We start from the raw sequence: 21,276 nt of genomic DNA, 5'->3' as shown, positions 1-21,276 counted from the left end.
GAATTGGTTCATTAGGAGTAAAGTCTTGACTGATTTTTTGGTAGCTGCATTGCAAATTACGAGTACTTCAAATGTTGAAGAAAATTTTACTGAAGCAGAAGAACAGATTGAATTAGCTGCTAGAAGAGGTGCTGAGTTAATAGGATTGCCTGAAAATTTTGCTTTTTTAGGAGGAGATGATGAAAAACTTAGATTAGCTTCAGAATTGTCAGAGAAGTGTACAAATTTTCTGAAAACTATGTCACAAAGATATCAAGTATTTCTTTTAGGAGGAGGGTATCCTGTCCCTGCTGGTGATGATAGTCATACTTTTAATAGGTCAGCCTTATTTGGGAAAGATGGACAGATTTTGGCAAAATACGACAAGATTCATTTGTTTGATGTTGATTTACCTGATGGAAATTTATACAAGGAATCATCCACTATTTTATCTGGAGCAGAATATCCACCTGTTGTAGATGTCCCAGGTTTATGCAAAATAGGATTATCAATTTGTTACGACGTTAGATTTCCTGAACTCTATAGATATTTGTCTTCCAATGGTGCTGAGCTAATTATGATTCCCGCAGCTTTTACAGCATTCACTGGAAAAGATCATTGGCAGATCCTATTACAAGCAAGAGCAATTGAGAATACAGCATATGTAGTCGCTCCAGCTCAAACTGGTATTCATTATGGAAGAAGGCAAAGTCATGGCCATGCAATGGTAATTGACCCTTGGGGTACAGTTTTATCTGATGCCGGAAAAACTCAGGGAGCTGCAATAGCACCTGCGGATAAAGAAAGAGTAAAGAAAATTAGGGAGCAGATGCCAAGCCTTAAACATAGAAAAAACAAATTGTTTTCAAACTAATGATAAAGTTTTTAGATAATAAACTTTTTCGTTATTTATCCGTTTTTTTATTTTTAAATTCTTCAATCCTTCCAGTTAAATCTTCAAGTGCTCTTGCGGCATGGGCTATAAATACTAATGGGGTTTTAGAATTAAGAACTAAATCAAATACAAATTTAAAAGCATACTTTCAGAAGGCTAACCAAATATCGGGAGATAGATTCTGGGTAGATTTTCCAGGGGAATTAAAAAATCCCAGAACAATAGTAGGTAATGGCCCAATAAAAGAAATTAGATTAGGTAAACCAGATAAGGGTAAAACAAGACTAGTAATTGAATTTAAGGAAGAGACTTATTTGAAACCTTTGACTTGGCAAATGGTTGGCTTAGATCACAATAGATGGAGAATTAAACTATTTAACTCAAAATATTCATTTAAAAAGATTGGTGAAGGTTTAGTTGAAAAGAAAAGAGGAAATATCAAAGCAAATCAAAATGTAATTCATAAGAAGAAAAATAATTATGGTTACTTGAAACTACCAGAGGTAGAACGAAACAAGTTTGAGGTTGTAATCGATCCAGGGCATGGAGGACCTGATCCAGGAGCGATAGGTATAGGTGGTATTAGAGAAACAGATGTTGTCCTAGAGGTTTCAAAAATAGTTAAAAATTTACTTTCTGAAAAAGGTGTCAAAGTAAGTTTGACTAGAACAAATGACGTTGATTTGGATTTGCCTCCAAGAGTTTCCATTGCTAATAATACGGATGCAGATATTTTTGTAAGTATTCATGCAAATGCCTCAAGAGGTAAAAGAAGAGACATAAATGGATTGGAAACCTTTTATTACAGAGGGTGGAGAGGAAGATTACTCGCGAAAAGAATTCAAAAACAAATTTTAAGAGTTTCCCCTGGGAGTCCTGATCGAGGAGTTAAACAAGGTCGATTTTATGTAATTAAAAATACTAGGATGCCCGCAGTCCTAGTAGAAATTGGATTTTTAACGGGAAGATTAGATGCAAGAAGATTAGAGAAAATAAATCATCGAAAAAGATTAGCCTATGCAATTGTAAAAGGCATCCTCGAATATCTAGATAAAGTAGGGTGAAACTTAAAATAGGGATATTTGATAGCGGAATAGGTGGTTTTACTATCCTTAATTCTTTACTAAAAACTCGTAAAGATGTAGAAGTTTTTTATTTGGCGGATACAAAAAGAATACCTTTTGGAAGCAAAAATTCTAAAGAGATTAGATTAATTGCAAAGGAGATTTGTACTTTTTTTGTTGATAAGAATTTAGATGCACTTTTAGTTGCTTGTAACACTACAAATGCTTGTGCGCTTGATATTCTTGAAGATAAGCTAGAGGTCCCTTGTTTTGATCTTATAAACTCAGTATCGGAAATAGTTGATAAACAAATAATTGGTGTCCTGGCAACACAAACAACTGTTAGATCATCGTATTACAAGAAAGCTATAAATGCTAAAAAAGACAATACGATAGTATTTCAGCAAGAATGTCCAGAATTTGTATCAGAAATTGAAAAAGAAAAATTAAATCTTGATAAGATAAATAGTTTATCAGATTTATACTTAAGACCGCTAATAAACAAAAATATTGAAGAATTAATACTTGGATGTAGTCACTATCCTTTAATTTATGACTTTTTAAGAAAAAAATTGGATTCAAATATAAAAATTATTGATCCATCGGTAGCATTAATAAAAAAATTTAATCAATCTTTTAATATTCCAGAAACTGACTGCTATGAGAGTATTCCTTTCGAAAGTGTAAAATTTTTTGTTACTTCAGAAAGAGATGATTTTTCCAATAAAGTAAAATTTTGGCTTGGAATTAATAAAGAAATTAGGTTGGTTAACCTCCGAAGTAATGTTTGATTCCTTAAGATATAGAAGAGGTCAATCATGAATACAGTAACAGAGCTACTACAACCAGTTGAAAATGATCTTGATGATCTTATTTTAGAACTGAAAAATCTAATAGGAGCTGGGCACCCAATTCTTCAAGCCGCAGCAGAACACCTCTTTAGTGCTGGGGGAAAAAGGTTGAGACCTGGAATAGTTTTATTGATTTCAAGAGCTATATCACCTGAATTTCGCTTGACAACCAAGCATAAAAGGCTTGCTGAAATAACTGAGATGATTCATACAGCCTCATTAGTTCATGATGATGTAGTTGATGAGGCGTCTACAAGAAGAGGAGTAGATACAGTTCATAGTAGATTTAATACCAGAGTAGCTGTTTTGGCGGGTGACTTTTTATTCGCTCAAGCAAGTTGGCACTTAGCAAATCTTGATAATGTAAATGTAGTTAAATTACTTAGTAGAGTAATAATGGATTTGGCAGAGGGTGAAATTAAACAAAATTTAAATAGATTTGATTCGGCTCAATCTTTTTCCAAGTATATCAATAAAAGTTATTTTAAAACAGCATCATTAATAGCTAATAGTTGCAAAGCAGCTGGAGTTTTGAGTGGGATAAATGACGAAAATTTAACCTCTTTGTATGACTTTGGCAAAAATATTGGTTTGGCATTCCAAGTTGTAGATGACATTCTTGACTTTACTGGAAACGATAAACAACTTGGAAAACCTGCTGTAAGTGATCTTGCTAGTGGTTATCTTACCGCCCCAGTTTTATATGCCTTAGAAGAAAATAAACATTTGTCAGTTCTTATAAATAGAGAACTTGCTGAAAAAGATGATCTAGATGATGCTCTTAATATCATCATGAACTCTAAAGCTATTGAAAGTTCCAGGAAACTAGCTGAGGAATTTGCAATGCTTTCTAAAGAAGCTATTGCCTGGCTTCCTGATTCAGAATACAAAAGAGCTTTAATGGCTCTACCAGAATTTGTTCTAAGCCGTATTTATTAGATCTCTTAGAGATAAATCTTTGAGCTTAATTAATATTAAAATTTTTGAAAACCCTAATTTTTTCGACTAAATTTATTAAGCATAGATTCATTTAATGTCATTAGATAAAAAAAATTCAATCAATAACATACTTGAAGAAAAGAGGATTTTTCCTCCATCAAAAAAATTTGCAGAAAACTCAAATATTAGTTCTCAAGAAGAATTACTAAGTCTAAAAAAACAAGCATCAGATAATCCTATTCAATTTTGGGAATCTTTTGCAAAATCTGAATTAGATTGGTTTGAGCCATTTCAAACTGTATTAGATAACAAAAATGCGCCCTTTTTTCAATGGTTTAAAGAAGGGAAACTCAATATTACATATAACTGCTTAGATAGACACATTAAGAGAGGGCTTGGAGGAAAGACTGCACTTATATGGGAAGGCGAACCCGGAGATAGCAAAAAATATACTTACGAAGAACTTCTAAAAGAGGTATGTAAAGCAGCTAATGCTTTAAAAGCAATTGGTGTAAAAAAAGGAGATTTGGTATGTATTTATATGCCGATGATTCCTGAAGCGATGTTTGCGATGTTAGCTTGTGCAAGAATTGGCGCGCCTCATTCGGTTGTCTTTGGAGGATTTTCTTCAGAAGCTCTAAAAGATAGGTTAATTGATGGAAACGCCAGATTTGTTGTTACTGCTGATGGTGGCTTTAGAAAAGATAAGGTGATTGAACTTAAGAAAGCAGTTGATGTGGCCATTGAGAGTGGGGCAAATAAAGTTGTTGAAAAAGTAATTGTTGTTCAACGAACCCAAAAAAATATTTCTATGGTTGATGATAGAGATTTTTGGTGGCACAAATTATTAAAAGATCAAAAAGATCATTGTGAACCAGAAATAATGAATAGCGAAGATAGACTTTTTATTCTTTATACTTCAGGCTCTACTGGAAAGCCCAAAGGTGTAGTTCACACTATAGGTGGTTACAATCTTTGGTCTCATTTGACATTTAAATGGATTTTTGATTTAAAAGATGACGATATTTACTGGTGTACTGCTGATGTTGGTTGGATTACGGGTCATAGTTATATAGTTTATGGCCCTTTATCTAATGGTGCTACAACCTTAATGTATGAGGGAGTGCCAAGACCCTCAAATTTAGGGGCTTTTTGGGAAATTGTTCAAAAATATAAGGTTTCTATTTTTTATACTGCACCAACTGCAATAAGAGCATTTATGAAGTCTGGGCGTGAAATACCTGATAAATATAATTTGGAGAGTCTTAGACTTTTGGGCACAGTCGGTGAACCAATTAATCCTGAAGCATGGATGTGGTACAAGGATGTTATTGGTAAAAATAAATGTCCTATTGTTGATACTTGGTGGCAAACTGAGACTGGTGGCGTGATGATAAGTCCCTTGCCTGGAGTCGTTGCTACAAAGCCAGGTTCAGCTACTTTCCCTCTCCCAGGAATTGAAGTTGAAATTGTCGATAAGAATGGAGATAAGGTTAAGGAGAATGAGGGTGGCTATTTAATTATTAAGAAACCTTGGCCAGGAATGATGAGAACAATTCACGGAAACTCAGAGAGATATTTGGAGAGTTATTGGGAATATATTTCCTTTAAAGGAGAAAAAAATGTTTATTTTGCTGGTGATGGAGCACGCATTGATGAAGATGGATATATATGGATTATGGGAAGAGTTGATGATGTCATAAGTGTTTCGGGACATCGGTTAGGAACAATGGAAATAGAATCTGCTTTGGTAAGTCACAAATCAGTCGCAGAGTCTGCAGTCGTTGGCAAAAAAGATGATTTAAAAGGTGAAGTTATAGTCGCTTTTGTATCTCTAGAGAAAGATGTGAACTGTTCTTCAGAATTAGTAGAGGATCTAAAGAAACATGTTGTTAATGAAATTGGAATTATTGCAAAACCCGAAAAGATTATAATTTCGGACTCTCTTCCGAAAACACGTAGTGGAAAAATTATGAGGCGAATTTTAAGATCTTTAGCTGCTGGAGAAAAAATTAGCGGTGATATAAGCACTCTTGAAGATAGTTCTGTTTTGGAAAAGCTTAAAGAATTATCCTAATCAAATTCATCAATTAAATTGGAAATTTTTTTAATAGTATTTCTTTTGAATTCATCATCGGCCCAGTCTCCCAAAAAATTTTCTCTTAGTCCTGCGCTTGCAATTATAGTGTGAGTACCTTTTAAGATTACCCCCTTGGAATTATCTTCTTTTCTTCCTTTCAGACAAGACAATAATTTATCTGTTTGATCTAACTCATCTGAATTGAACTTTATTAGGAAGTTATTTTTTTGGTTATATGTTTTTTTAATTAATTGCAAAGTTCTTTCAGGGCTTGGGCTGAATTCACTTTTGAATTCTAATTTTTGAGAAATTTGTTTCAATAATGGAATAGATTTATTAGCACTGAAGTTATTAAAACTAATTGATATGAATTTTTCGCAATTTCGTCCACCATCAGGAGAAATTAGATGAAGTTTGCAGCCTAGGCTATGACCAATTCTTATTGAAGGAATTGATGTTCCTATTCTCTTTGATAAAGATATTCGGCAATTCTTGAAATCTCTCCATGCTTTAATAGCAAGTTGTTGATGATCAAATTGTGGAGTGTATTTATATGCATGTACTGCATAGTTTTTATTAATTAAACTCTCTATGAATCTCTTATAAGTTAAATCTGGTTTAGAAGCAAGATAACTTCCACCGATAAACTCCACAATTTTTTTAGGATTTGAAGGCCAATAACAAAAATTATTAAATTGATATTTTGTAAAAGTCATCTTTCATAAACTAAAAATGTTTCAAAAATTATTTTCTAATCAATTTTCTTAATTTATATTAATTTAAGAGAAATTTTTATTAAATGCGTCAAGATAAATTAGAGTGTTTTCTGCTAATTGGAACTACCTAACAAAAAAGAATTAAATCAATTGGATATTCTTCAGGATCAAGTTATCAGTTATCCCTCTGAAGATAGTGTTCCTAATCAGAATAAAAAAATTGAAAAAATTTTAATTCTTGATACTGAAACAACAGGTTTAGATGAAAATAAAGATGAAGTGATAGAGATAGGTTGTATTTTGTTTGATGTTTCTTTTAAATGTGTCCTTTCACAGGCCTCATTTTTATTCCCGGTTAATAAGAATGAAGCAGAATATGTTAATGGCATACCTGCAGAAGTAACTAATATCTCTCAACCATGGGAAGATGGATTGAATTTCTTTTTAAAACTTGTTGATTGTTCGGATTTCATTGTGGCGCATAATGTAGAGTTTGATAAGAAATGGTTTGGAAAAGGAAGATTACCTAAACTTAATAAAAAATGGATATGCAGTTTAGAAGATATTAATTGGTCTTTTCAAAAAGCACTAAAAAATAGACCCTCAGTAACTGATCTAGCTTTATCTTTTTCAATACCAGTTTGGAATTTACATAGAGCTTTATCTGATTGCTTTTACATATCTGAGGTCTTCAAAAAATGTCATAATTTAGAGGAAATTTTACTTAAAGCTACTGAACCTAGGTTTTTATACAAGGCACTGATTAGTTACGAAGATAGGTCTTTAGCTAAAAATGCCGGGTTTAGATGGAATAGTCCTGTACAAGGAGCTTGGTCAAGAAAATTAACTACTGATGAGGCAAAAAATCTTGATTTTAGAGTAGAGATTTTGAATTAATATTTAAGAAATTTCTGACCAAGAAAATATTTAGTGCATCTTACAAGGCATCCATTTATTACCCATTTTATGTGCTCCAATACATCCGTATTTTGAGGCAGCCTTTTCTGCTTCTCGTTTAGTGTTAAATAGATCTGACATCATATTTTCTTTGCTTGAATTTGAAATTTGTTTGGAATGATTATGATGATTGTTTTGAGAATTAGGTGAATACTCCCATATTCCCATAGTAGTAACACCCGCAGAGATAATTCCCATACCAACTACTGATAAATTGACTATTCCCATTGCTACTGCTCCAAAAGAAAATACTCCCATTGGGACTATTCCAATACTTATTACTCCCATTGGTACTATTCCTATCGAGACTATACCAAGTGGTGCTATTCCAAAAGCAATTTTTTTTGGTTTTGTGCCGCAATGTTGATTCTCTTTATCTTTTTTTATTTCCAATGGATTTTCTAAATGTTAAATTAAAATTGTCTCACAAAATAACCAATCAAAGATTAATTTCTAATTGAATTAAAAATTTTGAATTATTTTCTAGAACTTTGAATAACCTAAAAAATCTTAGAGGAACAGTCGACTTATTGCCTGATCAATTAATAAAGTGGCAAAACGTCGAGAAAATTTTATTAGAGCAGCTAGCAAGATCATCCATCAAAGAAATAAGAACACCAATATTGGAAATGACCGAATTATTTATAAGAGGTATTGGTGAACAGACAGATGTTGTCAGTAAGGAAATGTATACTTTTCTTGATAGGGGGGAGAGATCCTGCACTCTTAGGCCTGAAGGAACCGCTTCCGTTGCGCGAGCGTTAATACAAAATGGCATGTCGTCTAATCCACTTCAGAAACTTTGGTACATGGGCCCTATGTTTCGATATGAAAGACCTCAAGCAGGCAGGCAAAGACAGTTTCATCAGTTAGGTGTTGAGTTTATAGGATACGATTCAGTTAGAAGTGATGTTGAAATTGTCGCTTTAGCTTGGGATGTATTGAGTAAATTAGGAATAAAAGAACTTAATCTTGAAATAAATACATTAGGTGATGTAAGTGATAGATTAAATTTTCTGAAATCCTTCCTAAAATGGCTTGATATAAATAAAAATTCTCTAGATTTAGATTCTCAGAATAGGATTACTAAAAATCCCTTAAGGATTTTGGACTCTAAAGATATTCAAACAAAGAAAGCTCTTAAAAATGCTCCAAGATTATTTAATTTTTTGTCTGAAAAAAGTCATAAAAGATATTCAGAATTTAAAAAACAATTAGAGGTTTTAAAAATACCTTACGTAGAAAATTTTAATCTAGTAAGAGGTTTAGATTATTACACCCATACAGCCTTTGAAATTACTAGTGGCTCTCTAGGCTCTCAAGCTACAGTTTGCGGAGGAGGAAGATACGACAATTTAGTAAAACAAATGGGAGGGCCAAATACCCCTGCCATTGGTTTCGCTATTGGTTTAGAAAGATTAATTTTACTAGCGGGGAAAGAGCTCGAAGTCCCAAGAAATACTGATATTTATATTATTAATCAGGGCTCGATTGCTGAACCATTAGCTATGGATCTATCAAGAAAATTAAGAAATTATGATTTGTTAGTTGAGTTGGATTTAAGTGGATCTTCATTCTCTAAACAATTTAAAAAGGCTAATAAACTAAAATCTAAAAGTATTATTGTTATTGGTGATGATGAAGCGACTAAAAGGGAATTTATTATAAGGCTCTTTGATCAATCAGGTAATGGGAATAAAGAAGAGGTTATTTCTTTAGAGAATGATTTTGAATTAGAAAAGTGGATAAACAATAACTTACTTGCAAAGTGATGCTCTTAAACTTAGCAATAATTTTTCTTTTTATATTTGTTTTTTTTAATTTAAGGAATTTTCTTAAATTTCAAAGAAAGCAAAAAGTTTTAAAGGCTAAAAAATCAAAAACTTTTAATAAGAAGAATCTTAATGATTGGATGAATTTAACTAAAAAAGAAAGATATAACTTATCAAAACAAGATTCAGTTAACTATATGGACAGAAGAAAACTTTTATTAGATGAAATTAGAAATGAATATAAAAAAATATCTAAAGAAAATTCTGAGGAAAACATAAAGAAAAAATAATTGTGGAAAATTTCTGGACTTCTACTAAACCTATAAATGGATTGAGACATTTTGTTTTAGTAAATGAGACAAAAGAAAAAGGAAATATTACTTTTTTAATGGTTTCTGTAGTTGATTCTGAAATTAATATACAAACTACTTATGAAGAATTAATAAATAGTGGGAATTGGCATGAGGGTTGGATCAATCTCCCAAAGCATCAATCGATAACTCAAGAATATGATGACTATAAATCTCTCAAGAAAGGAGAAAGTATCGACGAGATATTTGTTAATGAAGATTCTGTATTTAATATTTCTTAATTTTAAATAAATCTTTTAAATCTCTTCACTTTATAAATACTAGGTTTTTTGTTGCTTAATAATTATTTAAAAGTTTTACCCCTTTCAAAAAAATAAGATTAACGTTATTAAGGATTAATAATATTTACTTAATCCAATGTTAAGGGATATATGGAGCTCATCTGAGTTGTCCGCGGAACAATTAGGAATCACTGAAATTAAACTTTCTTTTTTACGTGAAAATGGAATACTTAAGCCTGGGATTCATTGGAAAAGCTCTCCACTCGGTCAGAAAAAACCTTGGAAACCCAAACCTCTTTATAATGTAAAAATGTGCAGAAAAATAATTAATAAATTTTATTCTGAAGGTAACTATAATGTTGCAGCCTAAAAAAAATTTTTTTATCTAGAAAAATATATAAAATCTCTACTCTATTAGATTCTCATCCTTACACTCAATTAGAGTATTTTGCAAAGTTGGATATAAGTTAATCATATTTATATATTGTTTTGATTTTCTGTATGATTTCGCAGCCTTTTTGTAATGAACTTCCGATTTCATTTCTAGTGAAAATTTTCTAGAAGAATCTTGAGAAGTAGTCATAATATTAAATGTCTTATCCCATATTTAATAATTGTTTGAGAATGAGGCAATAAAAAGGATGGTTTAATGAAACAAAATAACGTTTAATGTCAGCAAAATGAAATTTAATTAACTTATTTGAATTTCAAAATAATGATTTATTTGATAGAACTTATATCTCTAAGAATAATTTTCCTCATTAAATCTACCTTTTTTGTTATGGGATTACCCTTTGAAGACTTCTTGTTTAGTAATAGTTAGGATTACTAACCTTTACAATTTTGTTATGAATTCAACTGTTTGGTGAAATATAAAGTATTCTCAAAACGTTTAAGCTAATCAATTCCTAAATGCAAACCTATGGAAATCCAGATACTACCTACGGATGGTGGGCTGGTAATTCAGGTGTAGCAAATCGCTCAGGAAAATTCATTGCTGCTCATGTAGCTCATGCAGGATTAATTGTTTTCTGGGCGGGTGCATTCACCCTTTTTGAACTTTCACGATTTGACCCCACTGTCCCAATGGGTCATCAACCTTTAATCGTTCTTCCTCATTTAGCAACTCTTGGAATAGGGTTTGATGCTAATGGCGTTGCGATGGGAGATACTAAACCTGTTCTAGCGATAGCAATAGTTCACTTAGTTTCTTCTATGGTTTTAGCCGCAGGCGGACTTCTACACTCCTTACTTCTTCCTGGAAATCTAGAAGATTCTGATGTAGCAAGAGCTAGAAAATTCAATATTGAATGGGATAATCCAGACAAATTGACATTTATTCTTGGTCACCATCTAATTATTCTTGGTTTCGCAGTTATCGCTTTTGTTGAATGGGCAAGAGTTCATGGAATTTATGATCCAGCTATTGGTTCAGTAAGACAGGTTGAGTATGAATTAAATTTGGCCAAAATTTGGAATCACCAAACAGACTTTTTGACTATTGATAGCCTTGAAGAAGTAATGGGAGGCCATGCCTTTCTTGCTTTCGTTGAGATCACTGGTGGTGCTTGGCATATTGCTACTAAGCAAGTTGGTGAATATACCAAATTCAAAGGTAAAGGACTTCTATCTGCAGAAGCTGTTCTCTCATGGTCACTAGCTGGAATAGGCTGGATGGCTATTATCGCAGCCTTCTGGAGTGCAGCTAATACAACAGTTTATCCAACTGAATTCTTTGGTGAACCACTTGAATTGAAGTTTAGTATATCGCCTTATTGGGTAGATACTGTTGATCTTCCTGATGGTGAGTACACTTCAAGAGCATGGTTAGCTAATGTTCACTACTATTTTGGATTCTTCTTTATTCAAGGTCATCTATGGCACGCTTTAAGAGCACTAGGCTTTGATTTCAAGAGAGTTACAAATGCTATCAGTAATATTGATAGTGCAACAGTTACTCTTAAAGATTAATTTTCAAATTTTATTACCAATATCAAAAGGCTCCTCTTACCGGAGCCTTTTTTATTTGAAAAATATTGTTTATTAATTTAGATTTAGAATTATATGTTTTTGAAATCATTGGATATTTTTTCGATACAGAATAAAGATATTTTTTCAAATTCTCTATTGATAAGTTTTTTTGGATTATTAATTATATTTTTTTTGTTGATTTTTGGGAGAAAATTTAAACTAGCTGTTCAACTCGAGAGGTTTGGATTGCCGATAGCAGTTATATCAGGAATTTTAGGTATATCCATAGGCCCATTTGGGGCGATACACTTTTTACCAAAAGAAACAATCAATGTTTGGAGTAATTTTCCTACTCCTCTTTTATCATTAGTCTTCGCAACTTTAATGATGGGAAGACCTATCCCGAATATAAATGGTTTAGTTAAACCAATTTTTAATCAATTTCTATTAGCTCTTTCACTAGGTTTCGGGCAATTTTTTGTCGGTGGTCTTGTTGTTAAATACTTTCTACCTCCATCTATGGATGCAAATCCTCTAATGAGTTGTTTAATAGAAGTAGGTTTTGAGGGTGGTCATGGAGCTGCATCAATAATTGGAGAAAGTTTTAATAAACTAGGTTTCCAAAATGGTTTAGATCTTGGTTTGGCGATGGCAACTATGGGTCTTTTATCCTCTTCAATATTGGGGAGCGTATTTATCTTTCTTGGTAGGACTTTAGGCCTATCAGATACTGAGGAAATTCTTGAACAAAAAGATACTCTAAAAGGAAAAAATAAGACAGGAATTTTTGCAGATTTAAGAATTTTTATAATAAATCTTGGATTCTCTGGTTTGGCAATTTCTTTTGGTATTTTGCTACTTAAATTTTTAAGGTATATTTCAAGTTCTTTTGGAGATTTTTCGAAGGAAATTATTTTTTCACTACCAGTATTCCCTTTTATCCTTATAGGTTCGCTCCTTATAAGATATATTTTAGAGAAAACCAAAAATACAGAATTTATTTCAAATATTCTGCAAAGGGAGATTGGTATTTTATCCACAGATTTGTTGATTTTTACAGCTATGGCGAGTTTAGATATTGCAGTTGTTTTTGATAATTGGATACTTATTTTAGTGTTTACTATTTTCGGTTTATTTTGGAATTTAATCTGCATTGCTTATTTCGCATACTTTATTTTTGATGATTATTGGTTTGAAAAAAGCTTGATAGAGTTTGGGAATTCTACAGGTGTAGTAGCTTCTGGTTTACTTCTTTTAAGGCTTGCAGATCCTAAAAATATTTCTAAGACTTTACCAATTTTTACGTCAAAACAGCTTTTCGCTCAGTTAATTCTTTCCGGGGGACTATTTACAGTTCTTGCACCATTAATGATTTCTAAAATTGGATTAGATTATTGGACAGAAATTTGTGCCCTAATTACATTCGCAATTCTTTTTATTGCATTGATTTTTAATAGAGTAGAGATGAAAAAGTTTCAATAAGAACCCTAGAATAGTATTAGCCTAAATTTTATTTTAATGTCATTTACTCCCTACGATATTCCACCTCAAGAAAATAAAGGGAAGTGGTTCAGGAGTCATTTACTTGGAAGGGAAATCGAACTAGGAGAATTGTATAGTCTTGGATCAAATGATTTAGATTTGCTAATGGCGGAGACTGCAGAAATTAGAAGCGATCTTGATTTTAAGGAGAAAAATATTGGAAAATTTAGGACTGCAGGATATTTTTTGGAGTTAGCAAGAATTATTGAAAAAAGGAAGTTGTTAGAAAGTTAATTAAAAGGAAAATAATTCTTTCTATAATTTGGTTCCCATAATTCGTATTTATACATTAAGGTTTTAAATTCTTTATTTTTTTCGAATGAATCTAACCAGTTTTTTATCGAGGGTTCAAAATAATTTATCCTTTTTTGACTTTCACAAGCGATTTTAAATTGTCTTACAAAAGGCCAAATAGACCAATCAGCAATTGTGGGAATATCTCCAAAAAAATATTTGTTTTCTGCAAGTAGTTCGTTCCATCTCTTTATAAATTTAATAGCATTTGTGAAATGAAATTCTTCATTACTATCTTTATATCTTGTGGCATATTTAAATCGATCTAAATGATATTTAAATTCGTTATCGTTTTCATTAATTATTTCAAAAATTTCTTCCTTTTTGTTTTCAGGAAAACAAATTAATTTGATGTTTTCCTTTTTCGACTCTGAGAGAGCCCACAGGATGATTTCAAGACTTTCTTCAATAACTTCATTATTTTTTTTTATAAGAATTGGAACCGTTTTCGTCTTTGAATTATTTAAAAAATCTAGAGGTTTATTTTTTAAATCAATTTCTCTTATCTCTACTTTTATTTCGCAAATTAATAGGGCCCATCTTGCACGAATTGCATATGGACATCTTCGGAATGAATATAAAATATCGTTTTTCATATTGTAAAAACTTTTAATTTCCTTAATTCTTTTAGTATTATCTAAATAGGAACAGTATTAATTTTACAACGCAAATGTCGGGATATGTTTACCTTATTAGAGTGGGAGACCTTTATAGAATTGGGAAAACAGATAATCTCGAAAAGAAAATTAAAAAATTAAAGCCAGATGAATTATTAACATCAATTATGACTAAGGAGCCAGAAACTCTTGAAGCAAGATTACTAAGAAAATATAAGTCGCAAAGAATTCCTGAAACTGGTTATTTAAAGCTTTCTAAAAGACAAATTAAAGAATGTAAAAAGCAATTTGAATTAAAGGGTAGCTTACCTCATACTTTAGATGCTGAAGTTTCTATAACTCTATTTGCATCTTTTTTATTGTTTTCATTAGGTTCTTTTATTTTTAATTATTTAAATTTTGGATTTGTAAGATCTATTTCTTATTCTTTTGGAATGGCATCTCTACCAATGGTTATATTATTTATTACAGGAAGTTTTGGCGGATACTTTTCTGAAGATTTATCTCTTTTTTCATTGTTAACTAATCGAATAAAAGGTTTATTTATTGCAATTGCGATGCTTTCAATGGCTTACTTAATTTTTAATTTAGGCTAAATTTCATAGTTACAATTTAAGGCGATTTCAAATGGAACTGATTGGGTAGGTAACTTAAGAATAGTTGAGCATATTTCAGCAATATCTTCAGGTTGTGTCATGCTTGATTTGTCTAAAGAAGAGATATTTTGGGCCATTTTTGTATTAACCCAGCTTGGGCAAATTGCAGAAATCCTTATATTTTTATCCCAACCTTTATTTTTCATGGTTTGGCATAATCCCATCAAAGCAAACTTTGAAGAAGAATAAGCGGCTAAATCACCTTTGGATCTTTTACCACTCATTGAAACTAAAACAATAATTCTCCCTCTTCCAGAGGTACATAAATGATCCCAAGAAAGCCTACATAAATGCCAAATTGCCAAAAAATTTATATTTAATGTATTTAAAATATCTTCTTCATCACCATCTTTGTATAAGAAAGGAACTTTCGATAATACTCCAGAACAATTTATTACTGAATCAAATCCTCCAAATTCATCTACGGTATTCTTTATCCAATTTTCGGCTGTAATTTTTTTTAAAGCATCATAGTGGTTGATTATAATTTTCCCTTCGGGCCATTTTTTGGGATCAATAGCGCTTCCTTTTAATGATTCTAAATCTCTTATGCCAACACTAATTCTATTGCCTTCTTTTAATTCTTTATGTGCAATATTTAGTCCAATACCTCTACTGGCTCCAGTTATTAATATGGTTCTCATTTTTTAACTATATGTTTGGAAATATTATCCTAAGTAACATTTTAAATTCTCTTCCATGCATGATCATAAGACCTTTCTTTACACTCCATGGAGCTTTTATAAACATTACGCACATAGCATATACAATCTCTTTTAAAGAAAGAGTATCAGTTAGAAACCCATACCATTGATTTTTAGGAAGTTGGAAAAAACTGCCAAAAAATTCTCTTAATAGTTTCTCATCAAACCTCATGAGTTTTTCTAATCCAAATTGGTAAAGTGATTTTTTCCTAATTAATTCTTTTGACCATAAAGTTTCCCAACCTTTTCTAGCAATATGATAGGTACTTAGATTTTTGTTTTTAATTGCTTTTGAGACTGCCTTTGCGACAAGTGGAGCTCTTCTTAATACATTACCAATTAAATATCCAGATGCAGGATGTACCATTGAAGCAGCACCACCATACCCAAGTATTTGTTGTTTGAAATCTGGGATTGGCATATTCATAGGAAGAAATAAGCCAAGCTCTTCGTGCTGCATGCTTGTGATTGATATATTTCGATAAGAAAGCCTTTTCTCTAGTCTCTCTTTTAAATTTTCCATTGTTAGAGGGTTTACCAAACCAAGAGATGTCTCTTCAAGAAAATATTTCCCATCCCCCATATCCATGGCATAAAGAAAAGTTGGCGGTTCTCTTTTTTGCTCATCGTTAAGATGATCATTTCTATAGTCCATTAATACAAACTGCCCTTTCTTAAGTGGAGGTTTACTAAAATTACCTACTATCCCATAACAAGTTTGGACTGCTAAGGGACCACAGGATTTTAATTTAAGAAAAACAGGATCATACCCTGTTGCATCTACTACTAATCTTGCAGAGTAAGTTTTGCCATCTTTTGTGGTTACTGTACTCTTGTATTTTTCAAAATGTATTTTGTTTGCAAAGCCTTGATGCCATTTAATAAAAGACTTATTGCATTCGTTAAACCAATAATTGTGGAGTTTCTTCTTATCAAATAGTCCATAATCTAGTGAATGTTCCGTTGCTTTATTCTCGTCGTCCTGCTCTTCTAAAGCGCCATGCCCAAAAAAACTTACAGTATTCTTCCATCTATATTCAAGTAAATCCTGAAGCCCGAGTTGATCAACTTCTTCCCCCCAAATGCCATATGTATTTGGCCAAGGTTCATCTGGTCCATTTGGAGAAAGCACTTCAACATCTAATTTTTCCTTCCCTAAAGCTGAGGCAATAGCCATTCCTGCAGGCCCTGCCCCCAAAACAAGAACATCTGGCATATTTTCTTTTGACATTAAATATAAATCTTATGATTAAAAAAATTTATGGAAAAAATTATTACTTCTGATCCTAGAATTATATTTTTCATCCAATATTTATAATGAGAGTAGATTAATAATAATCAAATTACTCAAATACTAGTGACTAAGCTTTCAGTGTTTTAACAATAATTTATAAGATTACAAAATAAAAAAAACTTTATTTATTTTTTTATCATAAAAAAAATATAGGAATTTAAATGATTAAAAATAAAAATATTTTAATTACTGGAGGTAATTCAGGAATAGGGTTTTTTGCCATTATTAATTTACTGAAGACGAAAAATATTTTATATGTTGTAATTAAAAACGAATTTAGAAAGAATGAATTTCTCATAAAAATCGAGAAATATTTTGATAAAAATTACCTTAGTAAATTTTTAAATATTATTGAAAATTGTGATCTTTCAGATCTAGAGAATATTAAAAAAATTAAAGATTACTTTATTAGTAAAAAGATTTTTTTAGATGTTATTATTTTAAATGCTGGATTACAATATACAGGCTCTTTTTATCCTAAAGTATCAAAACAAGGCATAGAACTAACATTTGCAGTAAATCATCTTGCACATTTTTACTTGGTAAATGTCCTAAAAGATTTTATTAGAGATAAAGAAGAATCTAGAATCATTATTACATCATCAGATGTACACGACCCCAAAAGTGCAGGTGGCAATATAGGAAAAAAAGCAGGACTTAATAACCTAGTTAATTTAAGAAAAAAAGTAACTGGGCAATTTTTAAATTTTAATGCTGATGAAGCTTATAAAAATAGTAAATTATGTAATATTTTGTTTGCAAAAGAACTTGAAAAAAAATTAAAAATTTCTTCTAGTAAAATTTCTGTAATTACTTGGGCTCCTGGTCTAGTAATACCAAATGATGATCTTGGTTTTTTTAGATACAGCAAGCGTTTTAATCTCTTTGGATATTTAATTTTTTCTAAAGCTGCAAAAAATATTTTAGGAATTTCTGAAAGTATAGAAAATGCTGGTAGGATACTTTCTGAAATTGTTTTTGATTCAAATTTAAATAATATTGGTTACGTTCATTTAAGTAATAAACTTATATCTTTCAAAAAACATAAATTAGTTAAAAGTAAGGTAAGTGATGAGGCAAATAATTCTGAATTGGCTTCAAAACTCTGGATATTAAGTGAAGAAATTTGTAAATCATTTGGCTTTGTTACTTTCAATATTTAAGGTTTGTGTTGGGAATGCAAACTCTATATTATTAACCGCAAATTCCTCAATAATTCTTAAATTTATAGATTGTTGAGCTTCCATTGCGGCGAGATAATTATTTGTTGGGATGTAATAAACAAGTTCGAAATTAAGACTGAAGTCGCCGAAATCTGTGAAATGACATCTATCAAAAGATGCATCTTTTGTCTCTTCAACTATTTTTTTAATTATTATTGGAATCAGTTTCATAAGTTTTGGAGAGGTTTCATAAATTACTCCCAATTTATGCACTAACCTTCTTTTTTTCATTTGTGCGTAATTTGAAATTATTCCATTTGTTAGGGCGCTATTGCTCATTACTATTACTTCTCCATTAATACTTCTTATCCTTGATGATCGTACTCCCACTCTCTCAACCATTCCTAGGACTCCATCAGATTTTATAAACTCTCCTTTTTGAAAAGGTTTATCAAGCAAAATTGTTATATATTCAAAGAACTCCTGAACTGGATCTTTCAAAGCTAATCCTGCTCCAATACCTCCTGCACTAAGTAAAGCCCAAATAGCAGTCATTTGAACACCTAAATTTTGTAAGAAAAAAATTGAGCCAATCGTCCATGTTAATGCTTTTATCAATGGAGTTAGTGAAGATACCATCGAACTAATTGAGGCATCATTAATTTTGGAGGTCGTTTCTGTTAAAGATCTTATTAAAACTTTATTGAGAGCTTTTATGATGATTATTAATATAAATAATTTCAAAATATTCAATAAGACAGAGATGAAAGTTATTTCATCAGCAAAAAAATAGTCAATTGAAAAATAAAATGATAGGAGGAAACCTATAGGTTTTATAATTCCAAAGATCACCTCAAAAATAAAATCATCGAAATCTGTTTTTGTTCTTTTGGAAATCTTTTTAAAAAATATTTTTGAAACTTTTGAAATTATTATCGACAATAAAGTTCCAATAAAAAAAATAGATATTGCCAGAAGGAAGTTTTCAGTAACTAATTTCATATTCAAATAAACCCTTAAAATTTATATCTAATAAAATATTAAATTATCTCAAAACAACAAACCAGTCTTTATTTTTCTTTAACTCATTATTATGTTTCTAATTTCTTTAAATTCTTCTCTATCCGCAGTTTTGCATAATTCAAAAATTATTGATTCAGTCGTTGTTATGATCGCCCCACTCTGAGTCATTCTTTGTAATGCTATTTCATGCTCTACCCTATTTCGACTTCCCATGGAATCTGATATTAGAATAACTTCAAATCCTTTTTGTAAACAATCTAAGACAGTTTGTTGAATACAAATGTGTGTTTCGATCCCACAAATTATCAAATTAGTAATTTTCTTATCTTTAAGTTGTTTTAAAAAATCTTCTGATTTAGCTAGGCTGAATTCCATTTTTTCAAATTTTCTAAATTCTGCTATGGGTGATAATTCAGGTATAGTTACTCCCAATTTGAGTGGGTTCTGTTCAGATATAAATATGTTTTCTTCTAAAATTTGGTAAGCATCTATTAGCTTTTTAATGTTTTTGATTATTGAATCCTTATTAAAAATTGGTCTTATTATTTTTTCCTGAATATCAATAATTATCAAGGCGTTTACTTGCGATGATAATTTTTCAGAAGAGATTTCTTGATCATTCATCATTTATATAAAAAGATACATTTAACATAATATTTTGAAGAACTTTAGTAAACATTTTAAATCAATAAGTTGTTTTACTCTCATCTAGAGTTATTATTGAGAATAGCCATGGGTTAATTTTGTCATTATCCTCTCAATACAAAGTCATCACTTCTCCTCTTGGTGATGGATTACATAAAGATGGGAAGAGATTAACTCCTCAGAGGCTAAAAGTTCTTAATTTATTTGAAAATATTGGCTCAGGGAAGCATCTTAGTGCTGAAGAGGTTCATGAAAAGTTAGTTAAAACAAGCTCCAAAGTTTCACTAGCAACAATTTATAGAACTTTAAGACTTTTAGTTCAAATGGGTTTGCTTCATGAATTAGAACTCAGTGAGGGTGGGCACAGATATGAATTGCTTAGTAACGACACACCTGATCATCATCATTTGATTTGCATTAGGTGTGGAAGAACAGAAGAATTCGAAAATGATGAGGTTTTAGAGGCAGGCAAAGTTGCAGCAAAAGTTAATGGTTTTAAACTAATTGAATCCTCTTTAAATGTAAGAGCTATTTGTCCTAATTGCATTTAGCAAGTTTCAACTTAAAGTCCCTCCACAACTTGACCCAGCACCTGCAGTGCAAGCAAAACAATGTTCTTTTACAGCTACCCCGTAGTCAAAAGTATATGATTCATCCAATAGATCAAAAAGCGTCTTTGGTCCTGTATTCTCTCGGAAATTTATCTGTTGGTTAAAGTCACAGTCATAAATTTCTCCTAGCCAATTTACGCTAATTGTCTTTTTACACATAAGATTTTCTAAATTTTTTTCATTAAAATTTTCTTTTAGTAATTTGTAATAACTATTTAGTTTACCTTCTCTTCTAAGAGATTCTTCATATCTATTTATTGGCATATTAGTTATTGTGTATAAATTATTAAAAACGATATTGAATTTTTCTAATAGAATCTTTTTATAATCCTTCTCCAATATTTCCTGAGAAGGAGGAAGAATTGGGTTTACAGGATTGTAAACAAGATTTAATTGTAATCCATTTTCTTTCTTTCCATAGCCTAAATCATTAAGAATTTTAATGGCATTAATACTTTTTTCAAAAACGCCAAAACCCCTTTGAAAATCAACATTATTTTTTTCATAACACGGCAGCGAAGCAGTAACTATCACTTTATTTTTTGCAAGAAATTGAGGAAGATCTTCATAACCCTCTTCAAAAAAAATTGTCAAATTGCACCTATCAATAATATCAACTTGTTTTGTACTTAAGCTGGTTATTAGGTTTTTAAATTCTGGGTGAAGTTCTGGTGCCCCACCAGTAATATCTAAAGTCTTGATTTTATATTTTTCAATTATCTTTGGAATAAGAGAAATCATTTCATTGGACATCTTTTCAGTCCTTAGGGGACTTGAATTGACATGACAATGCTTACAAGCCTGATTGCATTTATAACCGATGTTAATTTGCAATGTCTCTATAGGTTCTTTATATATTGCAGGGAATTTTTCTTTCATGAATCTATTATTTATAAATTGTTATTCGAAAA

The 21,276-nt window shown here is 31.1% G+C and carries 25 protein-coding genes; 16 read left to right on the top strand and 9 right to left on the bottom strand.

Translation table 11 applies throughout. The features are described from left to right. Window positions 1-25: 25 nt before the first annotated feature. The 5 genes from BS621_RS01600 to acs all read left to right on the top strand — a co-directional run bounded on the left by BS621_RS01600 (window position 26) and on the right by acs (window position 5,805). Window positions 26-853, top strand: coding sequence for a carbon-nitrogen hydrolase family protein (locus BS621_RS01600; RefSeq protein ID WP_075448521.1), 828 nt, complete (start codon window positions 26-28; stop codon window positions 851-853). Continuing rightward, on the top strand, window positions 853-1,938 hold the full coding sequence (locus BS621_RS01595) for an N-acetylmuramoyl-L-alanine amidase (protein WP_077141581.1): 1,086 nt from the start codon (window positions 853-855) through the stop codon (window positions 1,936-1,938). The genes BS621_RS01600 and BS621_RS01595 overlap by 1 nt, the downstream gene beginning before the upstream one ends. Beyond that, a complete protein-coding gene (gene murI, locus BS621_RS01590; protein WP_077141580.1) occupies window positions 1,935-2,729 on the top strand; it encodes a glutamate racemase in 795 nt (264 codons plus the stop codon). The genes BS621_RS01595 and murI overlap by 4 nt, the downstream gene beginning before the upstream one ends. A 27-nt stretch (window positions 2,730-2,756) precedes the next feature. Beyond that, complete coding sequence (gene sds / locus BS621_RS01585; RefSeq protein WP_077141579.1) at window positions 2,757-3,728, top strand: solanesyl diphosphate synthase; 972 nt, start codon at window positions 2,757-2,759, stop codon at window positions 3,726-3,728. Window positions 3,729-3,822: 94 nt separating this feature from the next. Beyond that, window positions 3,823-5,805: an acetate--CoA ligase gene (gene acs, locus BS621_RS01580; RefSeq protein ID WP_077141578.1), complete on the top strand. Its 1,983-nt coding sequence runs from the start codon at window positions 3,823-3,825 to the stop codon at window positions 5,803-5,805. Here acs and BS621_RS01575 read toward each other — a convergent pair. Next, entirely contained in the window at window positions 5,802-6,524 is a 723-nt protein-coding gene (locus tag BS621_RS01575) for a DUF1350 family protein (RefSeq protein WP_077141577.1), read from the bottom strand. The two genes, acs and BS621_RS01575, sit on opposite strands and share 4 nt — an antisense overlap. A gap of 117 nt (window positions 6,525-6,641) precedes the next feature. On the opposite strand from BS621_RS01575, the gene BS621_RS01570 reads away from it, so the two are divergent. Further along, a complete protein-coding gene (locus BS621_RS01570; RefSeq protein ID WP_077141576.1) occupies window positions 6,642-7,421 on the top strand; it encodes a 3'-5' exonuclease in 780 nt (259 codons plus the stop codon). 30 nt (window positions 7,422-7,451) lie between these two features. On the opposite strand, the gene BS621_RS01565 is transcribed toward BS621_RS01570, so the two are convergent. Then, a complete protein-coding gene (locus BS621_RS01565) occupies window positions 7,452-7,874 on the bottom strand; it encodes a hypothetical protein (protein WP_077141575.1) in 423 nt (140 codons plus the stop codon). A gap of 98 nt (window positions 7,875-7,972) precedes the next feature. Here BS621_RS01565 and hisS point away from each other — a divergent pair, with 98 nt between their 5' ends. From hisS to BS621_RS01545, 4 genes are all read left to right on the top strand, one after another. Beyond that, on the top strand, window positions 7,973-9,253 hold the full coding sequence (hisS, locus tag BS621_RS01560; RefSeq protein ID WP_077141574.1) for a histidine--tRNA ligase: 1,281 nt from the start codon (window positions 7,973-7,975) through the stop codon (window positions 9,251-9,253). A 140-nt stretch (window positions 9,254-9,393) separates the two neighbouring features. Then, window positions 9,394-9,543, top strand: coding sequence for a hypothetical protein (locus BS621_RS09660; RefSeq protein WP_225866710.1), 150 nt, complete (start codon window positions 9,394-9,396; stop codon window positions 9,541-9,543). 2 nt (window positions 9,544-9,545) lie between these two features. Then, window positions 9,546-9,845, top strand: a complete 300-nt coding sequence (locus tag BS621_RS01550) for a TIGR02450 family Trp-rich protein (protein WP_077141572.1) — start codon at window positions 9,546-9,548, stop codon at window positions 9,843-9,845. 136 nt (window positions 9,846-9,981) lie between these two features. Next, entirely contained in the window at window positions 9,982-10,215 is a 234-nt protein-coding gene (locus BS621_RS01545; RefSeq protein ID WP_077141571.1) for a hypothetical protein, read from the top strand. Between the two features lie 36 nt (window positions 10,216-10,251). On the opposite strand, the gene BS621_RS09385 is transcribed toward BS621_RS01545, so the two are convergent. Continuing rightward, window positions 10,252-10,428, bottom strand: a complete 177-nt coding sequence (locus tag BS621_RS09385) for a hypothetical protein (protein WP_198025607.1) — start codon at window positions 10,426-10,428, stop codon at window positions 10,252-10,254. Window positions 10,429-10,757: 329 nt separating this feature from the next. On the opposite strand from BS621_RS09385, the gene BS621_RS01540 reads away from it, so the two are divergent. From BS621_RS01540 to BS621_RS01530, 3 genes are all read left to right on the top strand, one after another. After that, window positions 10,758-11,816 (top strand): chlorophyll a/b binding light-harvesting protein, encoded by a 1,059-nt coding sequence (locus BS621_RS01540; protein ID WP_025931626.1) that lies wholly within the window; start codon window positions 10,758-10,760, stop codon window positions 11,814-11,816. Window positions 11,817-11,909: 93 nt separating this feature from the next. Continuing rightward, window positions 11,910-13,298, top strand: a complete 1,389-nt coding sequence (locus tag BS621_RS01535; RefSeq protein WP_077141570.1) for a sodium:solute symporter — start codon at window positions 11,910-11,912, stop codon at window positions 13,296-13,298. Between the two features lie 36 nt (window positions 13,299-13,334). Continuing rightward, entirely contained in the window at window positions 13,335-13,592 is a 258-nt protein-coding gene (locus tag BS621_RS01530) for a hypothetical protein (RefSeq protein ID WP_011862645.1), read from the top strand. Here the strand turns inward: BS621_RS01530 and BS621_RS01525 are convergent. Further along, a complete protein-coding gene (locus BS621_RS01525; RefSeq protein WP_077141569.1) occupies window positions 13,589-14,248 on the bottom strand; it encodes a glutathione S-transferase in 660 nt (219 codons plus the stop codon). The two genes, BS621_RS01530 and BS621_RS01525, sit on opposite strands and share 4 nt — an antisense overlap. Before the next feature lie 74 nt (window positions 14,249-14,322). Between BS621_RS01525 and BS621_RS01520 the strand changes: the two genes are divergently transcribed. Then, window positions 14,323-14,865 (top strand): GIY-YIG nuclease family protein, encoded by a 543-nt coding sequence (locus tag BS621_RS01520; protein ID WP_077141568.1) that lies wholly within the window; start codon window positions 14,323-14,325, stop codon window positions 14,863-14,865. On the opposite strand, the gene BS621_RS01515 is transcribed toward BS621_RS01520, so the two are convergent. Beyond that, window positions 14,862-15,569 (bottom strand): SDR family NAD(P)-dependent oxidoreductase, encoded by a 708-nt coding sequence (locus BS621_RS01515; RefSeq protein ID WP_077141567.1) that lies wholly within the window; start codon window positions 15,567-15,569, stop codon window positions 14,862-14,864. The genes BS621_RS01520 and BS621_RS01515 overlap by 4 nt on opposite strands. Window positions 15,570-15,576: 7 nt before the next feature. Further along, entirely contained in the window at window positions 15,577-16,860 is a 1,284-nt protein-coding gene (gene crtL, locus BS621_RS01510; RefSeq protein ID WP_077141566.1) for a lycopene beta cyclase, read from the bottom strand. Window positions 16,861-17,084: 224 nt separating this feature from the next. Between crtL and BS621_RS01505 the strand changes: the two genes are divergently transcribed. After that, on the top strand, window positions 17,085-18,086 hold the full coding sequence (locus BS621_RS01505; protein WP_077141565.1) for an SDR family NAD(P)-dependent oxidoreductase: 1,002 nt from the start codon (window positions 17,085-17,087) through the stop codon (window positions 18,084-18,086). Here BS621_RS01505 and BS621_RS01500 read toward each other — a convergent pair. Then, window positions 18,057-19,088 (bottom strand): mechanosensitive ion channel family protein, encoded by a 1,032-nt coding sequence (locus BS621_RS01500; RefSeq protein WP_077141564.1) that lies wholly within the window; start codon window positions 19,086-19,088, stop codon window positions 18,057-18,059. The genes BS621_RS01505 and BS621_RS01500 overlap by 30 nt on opposite strands. A gap of 78 nt (window positions 19,089-19,166) precedes the next feature. After that, window positions 19,167-19,733 (bottom strand): isochorismatase family protein, encoded by a 567-nt coding sequence (locus BS621_RS01495; protein ID WP_077141563.1) that lies wholly within the window; start codon window positions 19,731-19,733, stop codon window positions 19,167-19,169. Between the two features lie 119 nt (window positions 19,734-19,852). On the opposite strand from BS621_RS01495, the gene BS621_RS01490 reads away from it, so the two are divergent. After that, a complete protein-coding gene (locus BS621_RS01490) occupies window positions 19,853-20,305 on the top strand; it encodes a Fur family transcriptional regulator (protein ID WP_025906563.1) in 453 nt (150 codons plus the stop codon). A 6-nt stretch (window positions 20,306-20,311) separates the two neighbouring features. Here BS621_RS01490 and arsS read toward each other — a convergent pair whose 3' ends face one another. Then, entirely contained in the window at window positions 20,312-21,244 is a 933-nt protein-coding gene (gene arsS, locus BS621_RS01485) for an arsenosugar biosynthesis radical SAM (seleno)protein ArsS (RefSeq protein ID WP_077141562.1), read from the bottom strand. Window positions 21,245-21,276 lie beyond the last annotated feature (32 nt).

The organism is Prochlorococcus sp. RS04, from assembly GCF_001989455.1.
Taxonomy (GTDB): Bacteria; Cyanobacteriota; Cyanobacteriia; order PCC-6307; family Cyanobiaceae; genus Prochlorococcus_A.
The sequence above is the reverse complement of the archived record's forward strand: the minus strand, read 5'-3'. Positions and strand labels throughout refer to the sequence as shown.